This window comes from Enterobacter cloacae complex sp. IR5412 (assembly GCF_049237385.1).
In the GTDB taxonomy this organism is placed as follows: domain Bacteria; phylum Pseudomonadota; class Gammaproteobacteria; order Enterobacterales; family Enterobacteriaceae; genus Enterobacter; species Enterobacter intestinihominis.
The window spans coordinates 321948-340048 of the sequence record NZ_JBMKHQ010000003.1 but is presented as its reverse complement, the minus strand read 5'-3'; the positions used below and the strand labels follow the sequence as shown (position 1 = coordinate 340048).

General features: G+C 53.1%; 17 protein-coding genes and 1 pseudogene. 15 read left to right on the top strand and 3 right to left on the bottom strand.

Annotated features, from left to right (window positions below; all coding sequences use genetic code 11):
* Positions 1–20: 20 nt before the first annotated feature.
* The 6 genes from glsB (at position 21) to ACOTX2_RS07870 (ending at position 5627) form a co-directional block, all read left to right on the top strand.
* On the top strand, positions 21–947 hold the full coding sequence (gene glsB, locus ACOTX2_RS07895) for a glutaminase B (RefSeq protein ID WP_063147331.1): 927 nt from the start codon (positions 21–23) through the stop codon (positions 945–947).
* Positions 947–1309: a DUF4186 domain-containing protein gene (locus ACOTX2_RS07890; protein WP_022648114.1), complete on the top strand. Its 363-nt coding sequence runs from the start codon at positions 947–949 to the stop codon at positions 1307–1309. Before glsB ends, ACOTX2_RS07890 begins: the two co-directional genes overlap by 1 nt.
* A 58-nt stretch (positions 1310–1367) precedes the next feature.
* Positions 1368–2333: a sensor domain-containing diguanylate cyclase gene (locus ACOTX2_RS07885; RefSeq protein WP_063147330.1), complete on the top strand. Its 966-nt coding sequence runs from the start codon at positions 1368–1370 to the stop codon at positions 2331–2333.
* Between the two features lie 82 nt (positions 2334–2415).
* On the top strand, positions 2416–2943 hold the full coding sequence (locus ACOTX2_RS07880) for a GNAT family N-acetyltransferase (RefSeq protein ID WP_032624259.1): 528 nt from the start codon (positions 2416–2418) through the stop codon (positions 2941–2943).
* A gap of 116 nt (positions 2944–3059) precedes the next feature.
* Complete coding sequence (locus ACOTX2_RS07875; protein WP_045308111.1) at positions 3060–4511, top strand: tagaturonate reductase; 1452 nt, start codon at positions 3060–3062, stop codon at positions 4509–4511.
* 201 nt (positions 4512–4712) lie between these two features.
* Positions 4713–5627 carry a bestrophin family protein gene (locus tag ACOTX2_RS07870; RefSeq protein WP_063147329.1) on the top strand — a complete coding sequence of 305 codons (915 nt, stop codon included), beginning with the start codon at positions 4713–4715 and terminating at the stop codon, positions 5625–5627.
* Here the strand turns inward: ACOTX2_RS07870 and ACOTX2_RS07865 are convergent.
* Positions 5615–6163: a GNAT family N-acetyltransferase gene (locus ACOTX2_RS07865; protein WP_063147328.1), complete on the bottom strand. Its 549-nt coding sequence runs from the start codon at positions 6161–6163 to the stop codon at positions 5615–5617. The two genes, ACOTX2_RS07870 and ACOTX2_RS07865, sit on opposite strands and share 13 nt — an antisense overlap.
* 444 nt (positions 6164–6607) lie before the next feature.
* Between ACOTX2_RS07865 and ACOTX2_RS07860 the strand changes: the two genes are divergently transcribed.
* From ACOTX2_RS07860 to ACOTX2_RS07825, 8 genes and pseudogenes are all read left to right on the top strand, one after another.
* On the top strand, positions 6608–6940 hold the full coding sequence (locus ACOTX2_RS07860) for a hypothetical protein (protein WP_023300105.1): 333 nt from the start codon (positions 6608–6610) through the stop codon (positions 6938–6940).
* Positions 6941–7606: 666 nt separating this feature from the next.
* Positions 7607–8599: an HlyD family secretion protein gene (locus tag ACOTX2_RS07855; protein WP_232944530.1), complete on the top strand. Its 993-nt coding sequence runs from the start codon at positions 7607–7609 to the stop codon at positions 8597–8599.
* Positions 8599–10806, top strand: a complete 2208-nt coding sequence (locus tag ACOTX2_RS07850) for a peptidase domain-containing ABC transporter (protein WP_017382355.1) — start codon at positions 8599–8601, stop codon at positions 10804–10806. Before ACOTX2_RS07855 ends, ACOTX2_RS07850 begins: the two co-directional genes overlap by 1 nt.
* A gap of 11 nt (positions 10807–10817) precedes the next feature.
* Positions 10818–11045 carry a GNAT family N-acetyltransferase gene (locus tag ACOTX2_RS07845; protein WP_257393663.1) on the top strand — a complete coding sequence of 76 codons (228 nt, stop codon included), beginning with the start codon at positions 10818–10820 and terminating at the stop codon, positions 11043–11045.
* A gap of 145 nt (positions 11046–11190) precedes the next feature.
* The gene (locus ACOTX2_RS07840) at positions 11191–12186 is read left to right on the top strand and encodes an alpha/beta fold hydrolase (protein ID WP_063147327.1); all 996 of its coding nucleotides are present in this window, start codon (positions 11191–11193) and stop codon (positions 12184–12186) included.
* Between the two features lie 44 nt (positions 12187–12230).
* Positions 12231–12969: pseudogene (locus tag ACOTX2_RS07835) on the top strand (response regulator).
* A complete protein-coding gene (locus ACOTX2_RS07830) occupies positions 12966–14261 on the top strand; it encodes an ATP-binding protein (RefSeq protein ID WP_032624255.1) in 1296 nt (431 codons plus the stop codon). The pseudogene ACOTX2_RS07835 and the gene ACOTX2_RS07830 overlap by 4 nt, the downstream one beginning before the upstream one ends.
* A 135-nt stretch (positions 14262–14396) precedes the next feature.
* Positions 14397–15587: a cytochrome c biogenesis protein/redoxin gene (locus tag ACOTX2_RS07825; RefSeq protein ID WP_063147326.1), complete on the top strand. Its 1191-nt coding sequence runs from the start codon at positions 14397–14399 to the stop codon at positions 15585–15587.
* Positions 15588–15593: 6 nt separating this feature from the next.
* On the opposite strand, the gene tam is transcribed toward ACOTX2_RS07825, so the two are convergent.
* A complete protein-coding gene (gene tam, locus ACOTX2_RS07820) occupies positions 15594–16352 on the bottom strand; it encodes a trans-aconitate 2-methyltransferase (protein WP_032624253.1) in 759 nt (252 codons plus the stop codon).
* Positions 16353–16436: 84 nt separating this feature from the next.
* Positions 16437–17021, bottom strand: coding sequence for an NUDIX domain-containing protein (locus ACOTX2_RS07815; protein ID WP_063147325.1), 585 nt, complete (start codon positions 17019–17021; stop codon positions 16437–16439).
* 86 nt (positions 17022–17107) lie between these two features.
* Here ACOTX2_RS07815 and ACOTX2_RS07810 point away from each other — a divergent pair, with 86 nt between their 5' ends.
* Entirely contained in the window at positions 17108–17866 is a 759-nt protein-coding gene (locus ACOTX2_RS07810) for a DeoR/GlpR family DNA-binding transcription regulator (RefSeq protein ID WP_063147324.1), read from the top strand.
* Positions 17867–18101: the final 235 nt, after the last annotated feature.

Below are 18101 nucleotides of genomic sequence, written 5' to 3'. Positions count from 1 at the left end.
CTGAGGGCAAGGAGCAAAGTGTGGCTGCGGTCATCCATAATGAGATGCTGGACGAGATTCTGGCGCAGGTTCGTCCGTTACTGGGGCAGGGTAAGGTTGCCGATTACATTCCCGCGCTGGCCTCGATCAGCGGTAATAAGCTCGGCATCGCCATTTGTACTGTCGACGGGCAGCGTTTTCAGGCGGGAGATGCACTGGAGCGCTTTTCAATTCAGTCGATCTCAAAAGTGCTTAGCCTCGTTGCCGCCATGCGCCAGTATGACGAGCAGGAGATCTGGCAGCGGGTGGGCAAAGATCCCTCCGGTCAGCCCTTCAACTCCCTTCTCCAGCTTGAAATCGAACAGGGTAAGCCGCGCAACCCGTTTATCAACGCCGGGGCGCTGGTGGTGTGCGATATGCTGCAAAGCCGGCTGAGCGCGCCGCGCCAGCGTATGCTCCAGATTGTGCGGCAGCTTTCCGGCGTGCAGGACATCGCCTACGATCCGGTGGTAGCGCGCTCTGAGTTTGAACACTCTGCACGTAACGCCGCCATCGCCTGGCTGATGAAGTCCTTCGGCAACTTTCATAATGATGTCGCCACGGTTCTGCAAAACTATTTTCATTACTGCGCGCTGAAGATGAACTGCGTTGAACTGGCGCAGACTTTTCTGTTTCTGGCGCATCAGGGCCATGCCCCGCATCTGGGCGAGGACGTTGTCTCCCCGATGCAGGCCCGGCAGATCAACGCCTTAATGGCAACCAGCGGAATGTATCAGAATGCCGGGGAGTTTGCCTGGCGCGTGGGGCTGCCGGCTAAATCCGGCGTTGGCGGCGGCGTTGTGGCCATTGTTCCGCACGAGATGGCGATTGCCGCCTGGAGCCCGGAACTGGACGAGACCGGCAACTCACTGGCGGGCGTCGCGGCGCTGGAACAGCTGACCAAACGCCTTGGACGGTCCGTATACTGATGTCCACGTTAGATCCTCTGTTCACGCGCCTGGCTCGCTCCACGTTTCGTTCACGATTTCATTTAGGGATGAAAGAGCGGCAATACTGCTGGGATAAGGGCGCGGACACTATCGATAAGCATGCCGCTGATTTTGTCGCCGCGCGGCTGGCGCCTGCACACCCGGTGAATGACGGTAAGCAGACGCCGATGCGCGGCCATCCGGTTTTTATCGCCCAGCATGCCACGGCAACCTGCTGTCGGGGCTGTCTGGCTAAGTGGCATGCTATCCCGCAGGGCGTGCCGCTGAGTGCGCAGCAGCAACAGTATATCGTCAACGTGATCCATCATTGGCTGGTCATTGAGGTAAATCGTGCCTCCTGAACTGACAATGTCTCTGTTTAAGCTACGCTTTTACTAATGCTCAGCGTCAGGAGACGTCATGAAAGCACCTCTAATTCCCGTGAATGAAACGGAGCGCATGAATGCGCTGCGCGAGTCCGGTCTGCTTGAGATCGACAATTATCCCGCGTTTGATCGTCTCACGCGGCTGGCAACACGCTTTTTCAGGGTGCCGCTGGCGATGATTACGCTGGTGGATGACCACGCTGCGATCGCGAAATCTGCCGACGGCCGGGCACTCGCCAGCCAGCCTCGCGATCTCTCGTTTTGTGGTCATACGATCCTGGGTGACGCGCCGCTGGTGGTGGCTGACACGCTGCTGGACGAACGCTTTGCGGATAATCCGCAGGTGGCGGGAGATCCGGGCGTGCGCTTTTATGCCGGTTTCCCGCTGCGTTTACGTGACGGGGCGTGCGTAGGATCGTTGTGTCTCATTGATTACGCACCGCGTGAGTTTACCGCGGCGGATTCCGCCGTACTGGCCGATCTCAGCGCGCTGGCAGAAGATGAATTTGCAGCCGTTAGCGCCGCCACGACCGATGAACTCACGGGCCTGTTTAACCGACGCGGGTTTAACCAGTTTGCGCAGTTTGCACTGTCGGTTTCGCAGCGTAGGGCAGAACCGTTAACGCTTGGCTGGCTGGATCTGGACCATTTCAAAACCATTAACGATCGCTTCGGGCATCAGGAGGGCGACAAGGCCCTGAAAGCGATGGCCGCCCTGATGCGCTCCTCATTCCGCGAGGCCGACATGCTGGTGCGTTTCGGGGGAGATGAGTTCGCGGTGCTGTTTGCGGATACCGATGAGCCTGGCGCCTGGATCGCCATGCAGTATCTTGTCGAACAAACGGAGAAGTATAACGCGCGTCAGCTGCATCCCTGGTCGTTACAGTTCTCCTGGGGGCTGAGCGAGTTCGATCATCACCGCAACGATATGCAGGCATGGTTAAAACACGCGGATGCGCAAATGTACGCCATGAAGCGGCAACATCACGGCGAAAAATGACATAACGAAATCCTATGTCATCGCTTATTGCGTAACAAAAATGTTAATAGCAAAGTGGAGAGATTCAACCTAAGGACGCGCAATGAACTCTCCCATGCTGATTAAACCTCTCTCCCGACAGGACATCCTCAGCCACATTGATGCCCTGAGCGATATCCTCGTCAACTGTGTAAACGGCGGCGCCTCCGTCAGCTTTATGCTGCCTTTTTCTCCCGAGAAAGCCCAAACCTTCTGGCTCGGCGTCGCAGACAGCGTCGGGCGCGACGAGCGTACCGTCCTGGGCTGTTTTGACGCGGAGCAGGGGCTGGTTGGCACGGTCCAGCTGATCACCGACCAGCCGGAAAACCAGCCGCACCGCGCAGATGTCGCGAAACTTCTGGTTCATGAGAAGGCGCGCCGTAAAGGTGCGGCAATGGCGCTGATGGAAGCCCTGGAGGCGGTTGCGCGTGAAAAAGCGCTTACGGTGCTGGTGCTTGATACCTCGACCGGCAGCGGCGCGGAGACATTTTATCAGAGAGCGGGCTGGCAAAAGGCGGGGGAGATCCCACGCTACGCCCTGATGCCGAACGGGGACATGACGGCGACCTCGGTGTTCTATAAATTTCTTTGATATTTTTCACCATCGCGTCCTGAGTTGATCCAGACAGGGGTTCTGGTCCTGAAGTTTTGATAAGTTATCACACCAATCTTATCAGGCTGTATGACTAATCATAAAGGACCTCCATTGTGAACACACTCAACCGTCGTGATTTCCCCGGTGCGCGCTACCCTGAACGTATCATCCAGTTTGGCGAAGGTAACTTCCTCCGCGCGTTCGTTGACTGGCAAATCGACCTCTTAAACGAGCATACCGATCTCAATGCAGGTGTGGTGATTGTACGGCCGATCCAGAGTGATTTTCCGCCGTCGCTGAGCACCCAGGATGGTCTGTATACCACGATTATTCGTGGTCTGAATGAGGAGGGGGAAGCGGTAAGCGATGCGCGTCTTATTCGTTCCGTGAATCGTGAAATCAGCGTCTATAGCCAGTACGATGAATTCCTGAAACTCGCCCATAACCCGGAGATGCGGTTTGTCTTCTCCAATACCACGGAGGCGGGGATCGGCTATCACGCGGGCGATAAGTTTGACGATGCGCCAGCTGTCAGCTATCCGGCCAAACTGACGCGTCTGCTGTTCGAACGCTTTACCCACTTTAACGGGGCTGCGGATAAAGGCTGGATCATCATTCCTTGTGAGCTTATCGACTATAACGGCGATGCCCTGCGTGAACTGGTGCTGCGCTATGCACAGGAGTGGGCGCTGCCAGCGGCATTCATTGCGTGGCTGAATAACGCTAACACCTTCTGCTCGACGCTGGTTGACCGCATTGTTACCGGCTATCCGCGTGATGAGGTGGCAGAGCTGGAAGCCGGGCTGGGCTATCACGACAGCTTCCTCGACACGGCAGAACATTTCTACCTGTTTGTTATTCAGGGGCCAAAATCACTTTCAGCTGAATTGCGCCTGGATAAATACCCGCTCAACGTCCTGATTGTTGACGACATCAAACCTTATAAAGAGCGTAAGGTGGCGATCCTCAACGGCGCACACACGGCGCTGGTTCCGGTCGCTTTTCAGGCCGGGCTGGATACGGTAGGGGAAGCCATGAACGACGGGGAGATTTGCGCGTTCGTAGAGAAGGCTATTTATGAGGAGATTATTCCGGTCCTGGATCTGCCGCGCGATGAGCTGCACTCCTTCGCCAGTGCCGTAACGGGGCGTTTCCGTAATCCGTATATTAAGCATCAGCTGCTGTCGATTGCACTGAACGGGATGACCAAGTACCGCACCCGCATTCTGCCGCAACTGCTGGCAGGGCAGAAGGCGACCGGTGAACTGCCAGCACGTCTGACCTTTGCCCTGGCGGCGCTAATTGCATTTTACCGTGCCGAGCGCAACGGTGAGCGCTATCCGGTGCAGGACGATGCGCACTGGCTTGAACGTTACCAGCAGCTGTGGACGCAACATCACGACAAACAAGTCACTACCCGTGAACTGGTATCGTCTGTGTTAAGCGTGAGCGAGCACTGGGAACAGGATCTCACTCTGGTGAACGGACTGGTAGACCAGGTTGCGCAGGATCTGGATGCAATTTTAAGCAAAGGCATGCGCGAGGCGGTGAAACCGCTCTGCTAATCATAATGCCCGGCGTTTGCCGGGTTTTTTACAGACCATTATTAGTTACAACATACTATACGTCCTTTTTTTAAAAAGCACAGGCAGCACCGTGCGATCAGGGCTTAACAGGTCAGAAAATGCAATGAACTATTAACATGCTTGCAACCGTGATGAGGATCACGTTTAATAGCCGCGCTCTTTACTTTTCTGAAGCTGATTATGATTGTTCGTCCTCAACAGCACTGGCTGCAACTGATTTTTGTCTGGCATGGTTCGGTACTTCCCAAAATTTATACACGACTGCTGCTTAACTTCCTGCTTTCCATCACCGTGATTGTCATGCTGCCGTGGTACACCTCGCTGGGTATCCGCTTTACCGTCGCGCCGTTCAGCATTCTGGGCGTGGCTATCGCCATCTTCCTGGGATTTCGCAATAACGCCTGTTATTCGCGCTACGTTGAGGCGCGTCTGCTTTGGGGGCAGTTGATGATAGCGGCGCGCTCGCTGTTTCGCGAGGTAAAAAATACCTTGCCGGATGATAAACATCTTGGAGAGTTTGTCCGCCTGCAAATCGCGTTTGCTAACTGTCTGCGTATGACACTGCGCAGAGAAACCAATGCCGATCAGCTGTCCCGCTATCTGGCTCCAGACGATTTACGCAAAGTGATGGATGCCAACTCGCCGGCGAACCGTATCCTGCTGTTCATGGGGGAGTGGCTGGCCGTGCGGCGGCGCAGCGGGCACCTTTCAGACATCCTGTTTCACAGCCTCAACAACCGCCTGAACGATATGTCCATCGTGCTGGCAGGCTGTGAGCGTATCGCCAATACGCCAGTCCCGTTTGCCTATACGCTGATCCTGCACCGGACGGTGTATTTGTTCTGCATCATGCTGCCGTTTGCGCTGGTTGTTGATCTGCATTACATGACGCCCTTTGTCTCTGCGCTGATTTCCTACACTTTTATCTCGCTTGATACGCTGGCGGAAGAGCTGGAAGATCCGTTTGGGACGGAAGATAACGATCTGCCGCTGGACGCCATCTGCAACATGATGGAGCGCGATCTGTTGCAGATGAACGATGAAGAGAACATCCCTGAAAGGCTAATGCCGGATAAGCATTATCAGCTGACCTGATGGGCATTCCACTCGTCGCGGGTGATTTCCCACAGCTCCGAATCCAGCAGGCCGCTGACATAGGCTTTCTTCTCTGTCCTGATGAGTCGCATGCCGCTGCTGTCTGAAATACGTCGGGAGCGGCTGTTGGCCGCCGCTTTCGGCGCGCGTAACACCGCTTTGTTAAGCGTATTGAACCAGTAATCCGTTGCCGCGATACTCGCCTCACGCATAAATCCCTGTCCCTGAAATTCCGGCGCGAGCCAGAAGCCCCGGTTGTTGTCTTCGACGTCGTACAGGCAAATTAACCCCATCAGTTCATCAGGCGCTTCACGGCTGCGAATCGTCCAGAACCACGCAATCCCTTTGGCCATGTCGGGCAGTGCAACGTTGTTGACATAATTTTCTGCACCGTTTTCCGGGTAGGGCCAGGGGACTGAAGCCACCATATAGCGGACAATCTCCCAGCGCGGAAAGCGTTGCTGGATCTGGACGGCATCGGCGGCAACAAGGGGTTTAAGTAATAAGCGTTCTGTCGTAAGCGTGGGTATCGTCATCCGGTGATCTCCATATTTGAGCGTTATCATTTGTTTGGGTTCTGATATTTCATCAATATCACATTCCAGTTGGTCGTGCTTTTGTTATTCAGATTTATCCATAAAGGAGTATGTAATGCCAAGAAAAGCCAGGCCCGAAGAAGCCGAAACACTCTGGCACGTCCGTAACGAAGCGATGCGCCATGGCTGTAAAATCTGTTACGACGCAGAAGTGATTGCGCGCTGGACGTCAGAAAAGATGCCTGAACATTACCGTACCTCCAGGTCGATTTCGTGTTATAGGCCTGCCCATGCAGGAGCTGAACTGCTCCCAAATGGAGCTACGGTTTACGAAGTTCAATAGCTTATTTACATTTGCTTACATAAACACACTTTCTTTACATTAAGTAATGTAAGATATTTTTTTAGCACAAAATGCAAAACTAAATTAAATGGAGATGATTTATGTCGAATATAAGAGCATTAAGCCTTAATGAGATAGCATTAGTAAGTGGCGGCAATGGAAGCGGTAATTATGAAGGTGCCGGTAGTCGTAACACCAGCTCTAAATCTGGTAATTCAAAAGGAAACAATGGCTCTATTTACAAGGGCGTTGACTCATGCGGCGCAGGAATCATCGGTGGTCTAATCGCCGGCTCTCCTGGGGGGCCAGTGGGTATGACCGCTGGGGTAATTGGTGGAGCTATAGCTGGCCAGTGCACAAAAGATAGTTTTTCAGATCGTGGTAGTAAAGATAAAAGTAATAATTACAACGGCCCCGGACAATGCCGTTGGTAAGTAATTTGAGTTGTGTGTGATAATAATTTAAAAGCTCATTATAACTGAATGTTATTCTAGGTGTTTCGATATTTAATGATTATTCGAAGTAGTCATGACGAGCTATTATTTTTGATAAAGTTAATGTAATCACAAGTATCGGGTTAAGCATGAAACAATTTTTAAATTTCCTAATTTACTTATTTTTTTTCATTATCGCATTTACCCTTTTGAAATACGCTGAAGTTCTTGAGTTTGACGAAGTATCACGGCCAGGGATTATATCAAGGTTTCTTATTGCGTTGATTGTATTAATAGCAGTAACTCGATGGGGCGTTAACTTGATGAATAGGTTTAAAAGTAAATAAAGTACACTCCGATAAAAATTGTTGTGTTGCAGAATGGAATCATTACAAATGTTCACTGAAGTTAAAGTGCATGATATCAAAAAATGATTACGATATCATAACCATATTTGTTGATTCTTATATAAAATATGAATTAATAATAGGTTGAACATGATAATCTTTAGGCATGTCTATCCATTCATTTATAGTAAGAAAAACGTAATTGTTCTTTTTATTGCGTCTGTTATCTCAATAATAATTACGTTATCGCCATCCATAACCCTCCGCTATCTTACTCTCGATGTGTCATTTTTCTTATTGTTTATTGCGGAATTTTCAATTGCATTTTTCTTGTATATTTTTTTACTTAAGGAAGTTTGAACATTTCAACGAACAGGGGGCAGGTACACTCGCTGCTATAAGACTTTCCCTACAAACTCAGTTTACAATGCTGACTTCTCAACAGACCCTGGAATTGCGTGACAACAGTCAGCAGCAGCATGCCATACAACAGCGAATAGTTTCCCTGAAACCTCAGGTTAAAAGTGCAGAAAAGCGTCTGTCACTTGCCGTGCATCAGGCTGCGCTGGCCGTGTCTGTTATGGAGCGCTATAAGAAACTTGCTGATACGCATTACGTATCAGATATCGAATACCAGCAGAAGCAGATTGACGTTTCAACGTCACAGCAAAACGTTGAGGATCAGCGTCAGGGGCTTCTGCAACTGCACACCGCGATGGAGGCTGCTAAAGACGACCTTGACCATCTCATCGTTCAGGGTGAAAGCCGGAAGGCTGAAAAGGACAGGCAGTTGCAGGTTATCAGGCAACAGCAGGACGAACTGGCAGGTAAGGAAAATTTCACGCTGACTTCACCGGTATCCGGAACCGTTGCTGCCGTGCTGGTCAGACAGGGACAGTCTGTCAGGGCATCTGAACCTGTCATGACCCTCATTCCCGACAATGCCCGTTTGCAGATAGAACTCTATGCTACCAGTCAGAATGCTGGCTTTATTCAGGCGGGGCAGCGTGTTGCCCTGCGGTTCTCTGCCTTCCCCTATCAGAAGTTTGGTGTGCAGTACGGGACTATCCGTGAAATAAGCCATACAACGCTGACATCTTCTGATTTACTCTCCGTATCTCCTGTGACCTGGAAGGAGAATGAAGGTCATTACCGCGTCATCGTTGAACCTGAAAATACTTTTATTCTGGCTTATGGGAAACAGGAAGCCCTGCGCCCCGGCATGGTTCTTGAGGGGGATGTCAGCCTGGATACCCGCAATTTGTGGGAGTGGCTGACTGAGCCGCTCTGGAGCCTGAAAGGAAAGCTGTGATGGATACACTCAAATGGACCGGGAGAAAACAGCTTCCTCTCACCCGACAGACAGAGTCAGCGGAATGTGGTCTGGCATGCCTGGTCATGATGGCCTGCTGGCATGGTCTGCAAACAGACTTACCCACACTGCGCGAACGTTTCAGTATCAGCTCACAAGGGATGACCCTGCAGAGACTGACTGAATGTGCGGCCGGTATCGGATTATCCAGCCGGGCAGTTCGGCTGGAGCTTGAGGACCTAAGATCCCTTTCTCTCCCGTGTATTCTCCACTGGAACATGAATCATTTTGTTGTGCTACATAAAGTTCGCGGAAGCAGGCTGGTTATTCATGATCCGGAAAAGGGAAAAGTAACGCTCTCCCTACAGGATGCTGGAAAACATTTCACCGGCGTCGCGCTGGAGCTGATGCCAGCCAGTGATTTTACCGCTCGGGATGAAAGGAAAAAAATCCATCTGCGCCAACTGACAGGTAAAACACCGGGTCTGTTGTCGGCAATGTCGCGAATTATCGTTTTTGCCGTGGCACTCGAAATCCTGACACTGGGAAGCCCGCTTCTCAACCAGCTGGTGATTGATGAAGTCCTGGTGGCTGCCGACCAGAGTTTGTTGACCGTCATTATTATTGCGCTTCTGCTGATGTCACTGACCCAGATGCTGCTGTCACTGGCCCGCCAGTGGGCGAGTATTACACTGTCCGTCAATTTTAACATGCAGTGGACAGCACGGGTTTTCCATCATCTGGTCCATCTTCCTCTGGCCTGGTTTGATGCACGCAGTAAGGGGAGTATTAATGCTCGTTTTGAGGCGGTAGATACCATCCAGCAGGCGCTGACTACGCAAGTGCTGGAAGGTATTCTGGATGTGTTGCTCGTGGTGACTGCGCTTTGCATGATGCTGCTGTACAGTCCTGAAATGACATTGATCGCCGTACTTGCAGCCATTTTCTATGGTGTGTTGAGGGCACTGTGGTATCCGTCCCTTCGACAGTCGGCAGAAGATGCCTGGGATGCAGGTGCCAAGGAGTCCGGGCATTTTCTTGAAACACTCAACGGGATCCTCAGCCTGAGAATTAACGGTGTGACGGCACATCGTGAGGCCGCCTGGCTGAATCTCAACGTTGCCCGCAGAAATACGCAGTTGCGTCAGAGCCGTCTGCTGATGTGCTATGACATTGCTCACACTCTTACCGGCAGCGTGGTATCAGCAATCATTTTGTGGAAAGGCGCCGGGGAGGTATTGAATGGTACCTTCACCGTCGGCATGCTGGTTGCTTATTTATCCTATCAGACGCGTTTTTCTTCCAGTATCAGTAGCCTGACTGATAAGTTTTTTTCCTGGCGTATGCTCGATGTTTACAACGAACGACTGGCTGATATTGTACTGACCCCGACAGAAGGCCTTCAGCAACAGCCTTTTCGTGAGCATAACAACGCTTCGCACATTCCTTCTGTATCCCGCAGGGAGATGGATGAATATGCTCATGCTCCTCTAGTACTTGAGCACATCATCTTCAGCCACAAGGGAGGGGAAAATCCGATAATCGGCGGGGTGTCGCTGACACTCAATCCCGGAGAAGTCGTTGCCATTACAGGTAAATCCGGATGCGGGAAAACGACACTGGTGAAGCTTATCCTTGGGATCCACATCCCTGATGAGGGCAGGATCAGGGCATTTGGCATATTGCATACGCATCCGGATTATTTTCAGGTTCGTCAGCGTATCGGTACCGTACTGCAGGATGACCATCTTTTCAAAGGTTCTGTAGCAGATAACATTATTTTTTTCAGTGATGACCGAAATTATGAACGAATGATCCAGTGCGCAAGACTGGCACTTATCGACAGCGATGTTATGGCAATGCCGATGGGGTATCAGACGCTGATTGGTGAAACCGGCGGAGGGCTTTCCGGAGGACAAAAACAACGCATTCTGCTGGCAAGGGCGTTGTACAAGAAACCGGGATTCCTGTTACTGGATGAAGCGACCAGCCACCTTGATGTTGAGAGTGAAATCCGGATAAGCCAGACCTTACGTCAACTGGGGCTTCCTGTTCTGCTGATAGCCCATCGCCCGGAAACCATAGCCTCTGCAGACCGGGTTTTGTATCTGGCAGACGGCTACTTAACGGAGCTGAATCTCCAGCATACAGTCAATAATGGCGAGTCTGTTTGTGAATATACTAATGACGTGATGGCAAAAAATTAACCTTAACGTACATAATTTTCGATATCCAAACTTACCCCTATCTGGAAGATCTATTTGTTGACGCTGCCGAACGTGGCGCAGGGGCGGGTAAAGCGCTTATCGACGCCCTGATCGATGAAGGCAAGCGGGAAGGGTGGTCAAAACTCTACTGGGTAACCCGCATGAACAATCCGGCGCGTAAGCTGTATGATCACTATGGTGAAGCCGACGATTACGTCCGGTACCGAATCTCGCTTTAGTCGTTTAATACCTGGGTTTGTATCACACTGTATCTGCCTCTGTGATACATACACAGGTATGCAATAAAACCGCCTCCGCACACATCCCCTATACAAACCCATGGTGTTATATCTCCGTCAACTGAACTCACCCGGAGATAACATCATGTTTAACAAACTCGCATATTCAGCAGTCGCATTGACCGTTTCGCTTGGCACCTTAATGTCCTGTCAGGCAGAAGCGATGGGTAAGGGTTACTCGTCGGCTTTTAACCAGGTAAAACAAATTAACGCCGGCGATCTGAACGTCGGTTATGTCGATATCGGGCCGAAAGACGGGCAACCAGTGATCCTGCTGCATGGCTGGCCGTACGATATTCACAGCTACGCGGAAGTTGCCCCCGCGCTGGCCGCGAAGGGGTATCGTGTCATTGTGCCATCCCTGCGCGGGTACGGCACCACGCGCTTTATTTCTGATAAAACGCCGCGAAACGGCCAGCCTTCGGCAATGGCGAAAGACATCGTCAACCTGATGGACGCCCTGGATATCAAACAGGCGGTGTTTGCCGGTTATGACTGGGGTGCACGTACGGCGGATATCGTTGCGGCGCTCTGGCCGGAACGGGTGAAATCGCTGGTCTCGGTAAGTGGCTACCTGATCAGCAGCCAGGCGATTGGCAAACAGCCTTTACCGCCGAAGGCAGAGGTACAGTGGTGGTATCAGTTCTATTTCGCCACGCCGCGCGGGGCGGAGGGCTATGCTAAAAATACGCACGATTTTGCCCGGTTAATTTGGTCCCAGGCTTCGCCTGACTGGAAATTCAGCGATGCCACCTTCAATGCCAGCGCCAAATCCCTCGATAACCCAGACCACGTTGCCGTCACGCTCAGTAATTACCGCTGGCGTCTGGGGCTGGAGAAGGGTGAGCAGAAATATGACGCCTACGAACAAAAGCTGGCTACGCTGCCGAATATTACGGTGCCGACCATCACCATCGAGGGTGGTAACAACGGAGCACCACATCCTGCACCCGCAGCCTATGCGGGGAAATTCACCGGAAAATATGAGCACCGTACTTTCGGCGCAACGGTTGGCCACAACCCGCCGCAGGAAGATCCGCAGGACTTTGTTAAAGCCGTTGTCGACGCGGATAAGCTCTGATATGTGCTATTTTCAATCCGTTACCTCTTAATCAGGAGCCTGCGGTGGAGCATATTGATCACATCCTTGTCGTCGATGACGACAGGGATATTCGTGAACTGATTGTCGATTACCTCGTGAAATCCGGCTACCACGCCTCTGGCGCGGCGAACGGGAAAGAGATGCGCGTAGTGCTCGACAAACAGCATATCGACCTGGTGGTGCTGGACGTGATGATGCGGGGATGATGGCCTGACGGTGTGTCGACAGCTGCGCAGCAGCAGGCATAAGGATCTGCCGATCCTGATGCTCACCGCGCGCAACGAGGACATGGACCGGATCCTGGGACTGGAGATGGGCGCCGACGATTATGTGGTAAAACCGTTTGTGGCCCGCGAACTGCTGGCGCGTATCAAAACTATCCTGCGCCGTTTTCGTACTATGCCGCCTAATCTTCAGGTGACCGAGGCAGGGCGCCTGGTGGTGTTCGGTGAATGGCAGCTGGATACCGTGGCGCGTCATCTGATTGATAACGAGGGGATGGTTGTGGCGCTCAGCGGGGCGGAATATCGCCTTCTGCGTGTATTTCTCGATCATCCTCAACGGGTGCTGACCCGCGATCAACTGCTGAACCTGACGCAGGGACGTGATGCCGAGCTGTTTGAGCGTTCGATTGATCTCCTGGTGAGCCGCGTGCGACAGCGCCTGAATGAAGATGCCCGCTCGCCAGCCTACATTAAAACCGTTCGCAGCGAAGGCTACGTTTTTACTATGCCGGTGACCATCGTCGAGGCCAATGAATGACGCTGTGGCCCCGCACCTTACTGGCCCGGCTGCTGATCATTGTGCTGCTTGGACTCTTGCTGGCTAACGCGCTCAGCCTGACGCTGGTCATGGTTGAGCGAATGCACAGCGCGCGCACGGTTATGCTGGGCAATCTTGAGAATGACGTGGCGACCAGCGTGGCCATTCTCGACCGGCTTCCGGCCAAAGAGCGGCCAGAGTGGCTGGAACGGCTCGGTCGCGGTAATTATCGTTATATCCTTGGTCCCGGCGAGGCAGGCGCTGCGCCAACGGACAAGCGCTCGCGGGATGCGATTCGCACCCTGAAAGAGACGCTTTCAGTTCAATATCCGCTCCAGTTTACGGCAGTGCCGGGGCCTGTTTCCCACATTCAGGCCCATCTGACGCTCCGCGACGGCGCACCGCTCACTATCGATCTGATCCCGCGCATGCCGCCAGTCGCCAGCTGGTTACCCGTGGTGCTGGTTCTTCAGTTGTTACTTGTCGCGCTCTGCTCCTGGATTGCCGTGCGCCAGGTTGTCCGGCCTTTCCTGCAATTCACGCGCGCGGTTGATTCCCTCGATCCTGCGGCCCATTCTCCTATGACTGAAAAAGGTCCGGTTGAGGTGCGACAGGCGGCGCAGGCTTTTAATGAGATGCAGTCGCGGATACAAACTTATCTGCGTGAACGCGCGCAGATTCTGGCGTCCATTTCTCACGATCTTCAGACGCCCATCACGCGTATGAAGCTGCGGGTCGAAATGGCGGATCAGCCCGAACTCCACGATAAGTTGTTGAGCGACCTGGATAATATGTCGCGCCTGGTACGAGAAGGTATTGCCTATGCCCGGTCATCAGAATCACTGAAAGAGACCACGCTTAAGCTGGAGCTAAACGCGTGGGTTAACAGCATCGCCAGTGATTATCAGGACATTGGTAAAAACGTGCAGTTTCATGCACGCAGTACACGTCTGCCGATCGTCACCCGCCCCCAGGCATTGCGCCGGGTAATGACCAATCTGCTGGATAATGCGCTCAAGTTTGGCCATAGCGCGGTAATAGAGATTGATGAAGATGAAAGGCAGGTAGCGATCCGCATTATGGATAACGGCCCCGGCATCCCGGAGGCAGAACTGGGGGCGGTGTTACAGCCTTTCTACCGGGTTGAAACGTCGCGCAACCGCGAAACGGGCGGCACCGGGTTAGGCCTCGCCATTGCCGCGCAGCTCACCGCCCAGCTTGACGGGAAATTACATCTTGCAAACCGGGCAGAGGGCGGGCTGGCCGTAAGCGTGACTCTTCCGCGCGTTTAATTGTACGCCTGTGTATCTGCGCGCCGTGCGGATACGAAGGCAGACAAAATTCAGTTTTTTGCACACGGCCTGAACACATTCGCAGGGTGAAATGACCTCACTGCACCTTCGCAGCAACTGTATCGTGAGGTCGTTATGTTTCTGATAATCGCTTTTTTAGGCGGCATGATTAGCCTGCTCAGTCCGTGCACGCTTCCCGTTATTCCTCTGCTGTTCGCCGGCTTTCAGGGGCAGCGCAAACACATGCTGGCGCTTCTGGCGGGAATGATTGTGATGTTCACGTTGGTGGCGATGGTAGTAACGGTTGCCAGCGAGTGGATCGCTGACGCCACCGTTATCGGTCGCTGGATTGCGCTGCTGGTACTGAGCATTGCCGCCCTGGCTCTGATCTTCCCGCAGTTTGCTCAGCGCATTGCCCGTCCGGCGGTCAGTGCGGGAAACGTTCTCAACACCCACAGCGTTCAGCGACGCGGCCTGGTTTCGGCTTTTCTGGCAGGGCTGGCCGTTGGACTTCTGTGGTCCCCCTGTGCAGGACCGATTCTCGGGGCGATCTTCGGCATTAACATTACTGGCCACTCGGCCATCGCAACCGGAGCGCTGTTAGCCGCTTACGGCAGTGGGTGCGCGTTGATGCTGGGGCTGCTTGTCGCGGGGGGCCGTAAGCTGATAACCCCTCTGAGAGCCAAATCCGCATTGATGGAGCGTCTGCGTCAGGGCGCAGGGGTGATGATGTTAGCCGCCGTGGCTTTCAACGCCTCAGGAATGACGTCGGTCCTGAAAGGCGCCAGCGGTATTACCGACCAGCTGGAAAACGCTCTCTTGAGCCTTGCGCAACCAACCTCCACGCAGGTGAAACTGCGACCGATCGCTGACGCAATGCCGAGCAGCCAGCTACCGACATTAAGCGGCGGTACGGGCTGGGTAAACGGTGACCCTGTCACGTCTAAGGCCTTGCGGGGGAAAGTTGTGCTTATCGATTTCTGGACCTGGGACTGTATCAACTGCCAGCATACCCTTCCGCATGTTCGAGACTGGGCGAAGAAATATGAGTCACAAGGTCTGGTGGTGATTGGCGTCCACACCCCTGAATACCCCTGGGAAAAGCCGTTATCATCGGTGAAAAACGCGATCAACGAATGGCAGTTGCCGTACCGCGTAGTGACGGATAATAACTACAAAATCTGGAGCGCGTTCGGTAATCAGTACTGGCCAGCACATTACTATTTCGATGCGAAAGGGCAACTGCGTTACACCTCGTTTGGCGAAGGCAAATACGACAAGCAGGAGGCTGTAATTCAGCATTTGCTCAAGGAAGCGCGTTCCTGATTCGGCTTACGGAACCCGCTGAGCAACCATAAACAGGCGCGGAAAAGCCAGCAGTATCTGCCCGTTCTCCTGGAGCGGATACTGCTCTTCCAGCAGCTCGAGGTAGCGTTTCAGAAAGTTTTGCTGCTCGCTCTCGTTGAGATCCTGTAGCCACGGCCGTAACCCCGTCGCGCTGACCCAGTCAATAATCGCCTGATGAGAACTCATCTGATGAAAGTAGGTGGTGCGCCAGATATCCACGTCGCATCCCGCGTCCGTCAGAATATCATAGTAGGCATGAATACCCGGCAGCTGCTCGCGGCCACGATCGGGGTAGCCCTGTTCCCAGGCAACTTCACGCATCAGGGCGTGCGTCGGCTCAAGCCAGTTGTCAGGCATTTGTATCGCCAGCACGCCGTTTAACTGGAGCAGTGAAACCAGATGCGGCAGAAGGTGGTAATGGTCCGGGATCCATTGCAGGGAAGCGTTGGCGTAGATCAGGCTGAGAGGCTGGTCAGGTTTGTAGTGACGGATATCCGATTCAACAAAGTGGCAGTCTGGCAGGGCCTGTCGGGCTTCCTCCAGCATCGCCGGGGAGTTATCCACACCGGCTATCTGCGCTGAAGGCCAGCGTTGTTTCAGCAGCGCGGTGCTGTTGCCTGGCCCGCAGCCCAAATCCACGCCAGAGGTTATGTCAGCAAGCGGCACCCGGGCCAGTAACTCAGCGGCGGGACGTGTGCGTTCTGCGCTGTATTGTAGATATAGAGAAGGATCCCAGTCGGCCATTTTCGCATCTCCATGTTGAGGTGTTCAGCAAGAATAGCACAGGCAAATACCTGCGCAGGGGCAGGTATCCGGATAAACGTGATATTATAAAATGCCTTTCAGGGCCACGTGATAAAGCAGCATGATGGTTTTACCGTCGACGATCTGGCCATTCTCGATGCCACGAAGCGCGTCGTCCAGCGTCATTTCCAGCACGTCGATATCTTCCCCCTCTGCTTTAACGCCGCCGCCCGCGCTGGTCCGATCCTGCGGGTGATATTCCGCCAGATAGAAGTAGAGTTTTTCGGTAACGGAGCCCGGGCTCATATAGGCCTCAAAAATTTTCTCTACGCGCGTCACCTTATACCCGGTTTCCTCTTCCGCTTCGGCCTTAATCCGGCTTTCCGGGTCAAGGTTATCGAGCAACCCGGCAGCCGCCTCAATGAGATCCTCTTCGTGACCATTGATAAACACAGGGAAACGAAACTGACGTGTAAGAATGACTGTTTTGCTGTCGCGATTATAGAGCAGGATCGTCGCGCCATTCCCGCGGTCATACACTTCACGCTCTTGCCGCTGCCAGTCACCATCCCTGCGCTGGAGGTCAAAAGTGTATTTTTTCAGGTTATACCAGTTGTCGGACAACGTTTCGCTGTTGATGATGCGTATATCTGCACGTTTTGATTGCACGTTTGGCTCTCCTCTCGTAGAGTATGCATCATAAACAGCATTTTCGTGTAATTACAATAATTATCGTGCAACATCAGGAATAATTCATGCTCACAAGTCAGCGTAAACAGTTGATTCTGGAAAAGCTGGAGGCGGAAGGCCAGGTCCAGTCAACTGCGCTCAGCCTCTTTTTCTCGGTGTCTGAGGACACTATCCGCCGGGATCTACGTGAACTGGCGGCAGAAGGGCGTTTGCAGCGTGTCCACGGCGGCGCGCTTCCGGCATCTTCAGCGATTGCGCCTTTTGCCGAGCGTCAGTCCGTTAAAATGGATGCAAAAAAACGCGTGGCACGTCGGGGCGCGCAGCTCATTTCACCGGGGCAGGTGGTGATCATTGATGGCGGGACGACCACCTCAGAACTTATTACCTTCTTGCCGCCAGATTTGCGGGTAACCGTGGTGACGCACAGCCCGGGTATTGCATTGGGGCTGGTCAACCATCCGTGCATAGAGGTGATCCTGATTGGCGGTCGTTTGTATAAACACTCCATCGTCACGGTCGGCGCGGCCGCTATTGAAGGCATCAACAATATTCATGCGGATCTGTTTTTCATGGGTGTCACCGGCGTGCATCCTGAGGCCGGGCTGACCACCGGAGATTATGAAGAAGCATGCATCAAACGTGCATTTTCCGGCAGAGCGGCGGAAACGGTGGTATTGGCCTCACCGGAAAAGATCAATACGGCCTCGGCGTTTGTGATTGGCGATTTGTCGCTGGTGAATACGCTCGTTGTTGAAAACACAACGGATAAACGCTGGGTCAACGCTATGAAAGAAAAGGGCGTTGCGGTGATCGCCAGCCAGTAAATATCCGCTTTTTTGCCAGCCTGACTGCGTGGCTGTCAAACAGACAAAGGTTATCCATCACGCGGATTCCTAGACTAAGGCTTTCATCTGTTTAAGGAAAAGCCATGAAAGCGATCTCCATTCTGGCGTATGGCGCGGACCCAACCGCGCAACGCCTGGCAACATCCGCCATTCAGCAGGCCATAAATAGTGCTCAACAGAACGATGTCATCGTTATTCCGCAAGGCCGTTTTCT

What these genes read in the sequence shown, in the direction of transcription:
- ACOTX2_RS07890 (WP_022648114.1), top strand. Translation starts at nt 947, where the DNA reads ATGTCCACGTTAGATCCTCTGTTCACGCGCCTGGCTCGCTCCACGTTT.
- ACOTX2_RS07885 (WP_063147330.1), top strand. Translation starts at nt 1,368, where the DNA reads ATGAAAGCACCTCTAATTCCCGTGAATGAAACGGAGCGCATGAATGCG.
- ACOTX2_RS07880 (WP_032624259.1), top strand. Translation starts at nt 2,416, where the DNA reads ATGAACTCTCCCATGCTGATTAAACCTCTCTCCCGACAGGACATCCTC.
- ACOTX2_RS07870 (WP_063147329.1), top strand. Translation starts at nt 4,713, where the DNA reads ATGATTGTTCGTCCTCAACAGCACTGGCTGCAACTGATTTTTGTCTGG.
- ACOTX2_RS07865 (WP_063147328.1), bottom strand. Translation starts at nt 6,163, where the DNA reads ATGACGATACCCACGCTTACGACAGAACGCTTATTACTTAAACCCCTT.
- ACOTX2_RS07860 (WP_023300105.1), top strand. Translation starts at nt 6,608, where the DNA reads ATGTCGAATATAAGAGCATTAAGCCTTAATGAGATAGCATTAGTAAGT.
- ACOTX2_RS07850 (WP_017382355.1), top strand. Translation starts at nt 8,599, where the DNA reads ATGGATACACTCAAATGGACCGGGAGAAAACAGCTTCCTCTCACCCGA.
- ACOTX2_RS07840 (WP_063147327.1), top strand. Translation starts at nt 11,191, where the DNA reads ATGTTTAACAAACTCGCATATTCAGCAGTCGCATTGACCGTTTCGCTT.
- ACOTX2_RS07830 (WP_032624255.1), top strand. Translation starts at nt 12,966, where the DNA reads ATGACGCTGTGGCCCCGCACCTTACTGGCCCGGCTGCTGATCATTGTG.
- ACOTX2_RS07825 (WP_063147326.1), top strand. Translation starts at nt 14,397, where the DNA reads ATGTTTCTGATAATCGCTTTTTTAGGCGGCATGATTAGCCTGCTCAGT.
- tam (WP_032624253.1), bottom strand. Translation starts at nt 16,352, where the DNA reads ATGGCCGACTGGGATCCTTCTCTATATCTACAATACAGCGCAGAACGC.
- ACOTX2_RS07810 (WP_063147324.1), top strand. Translation starts at nt 17,108, where the DNA reads ATGCTCACAAGTCAGCGTAAACAGTTGATTCTGGAAAAGCTGGAGGCG.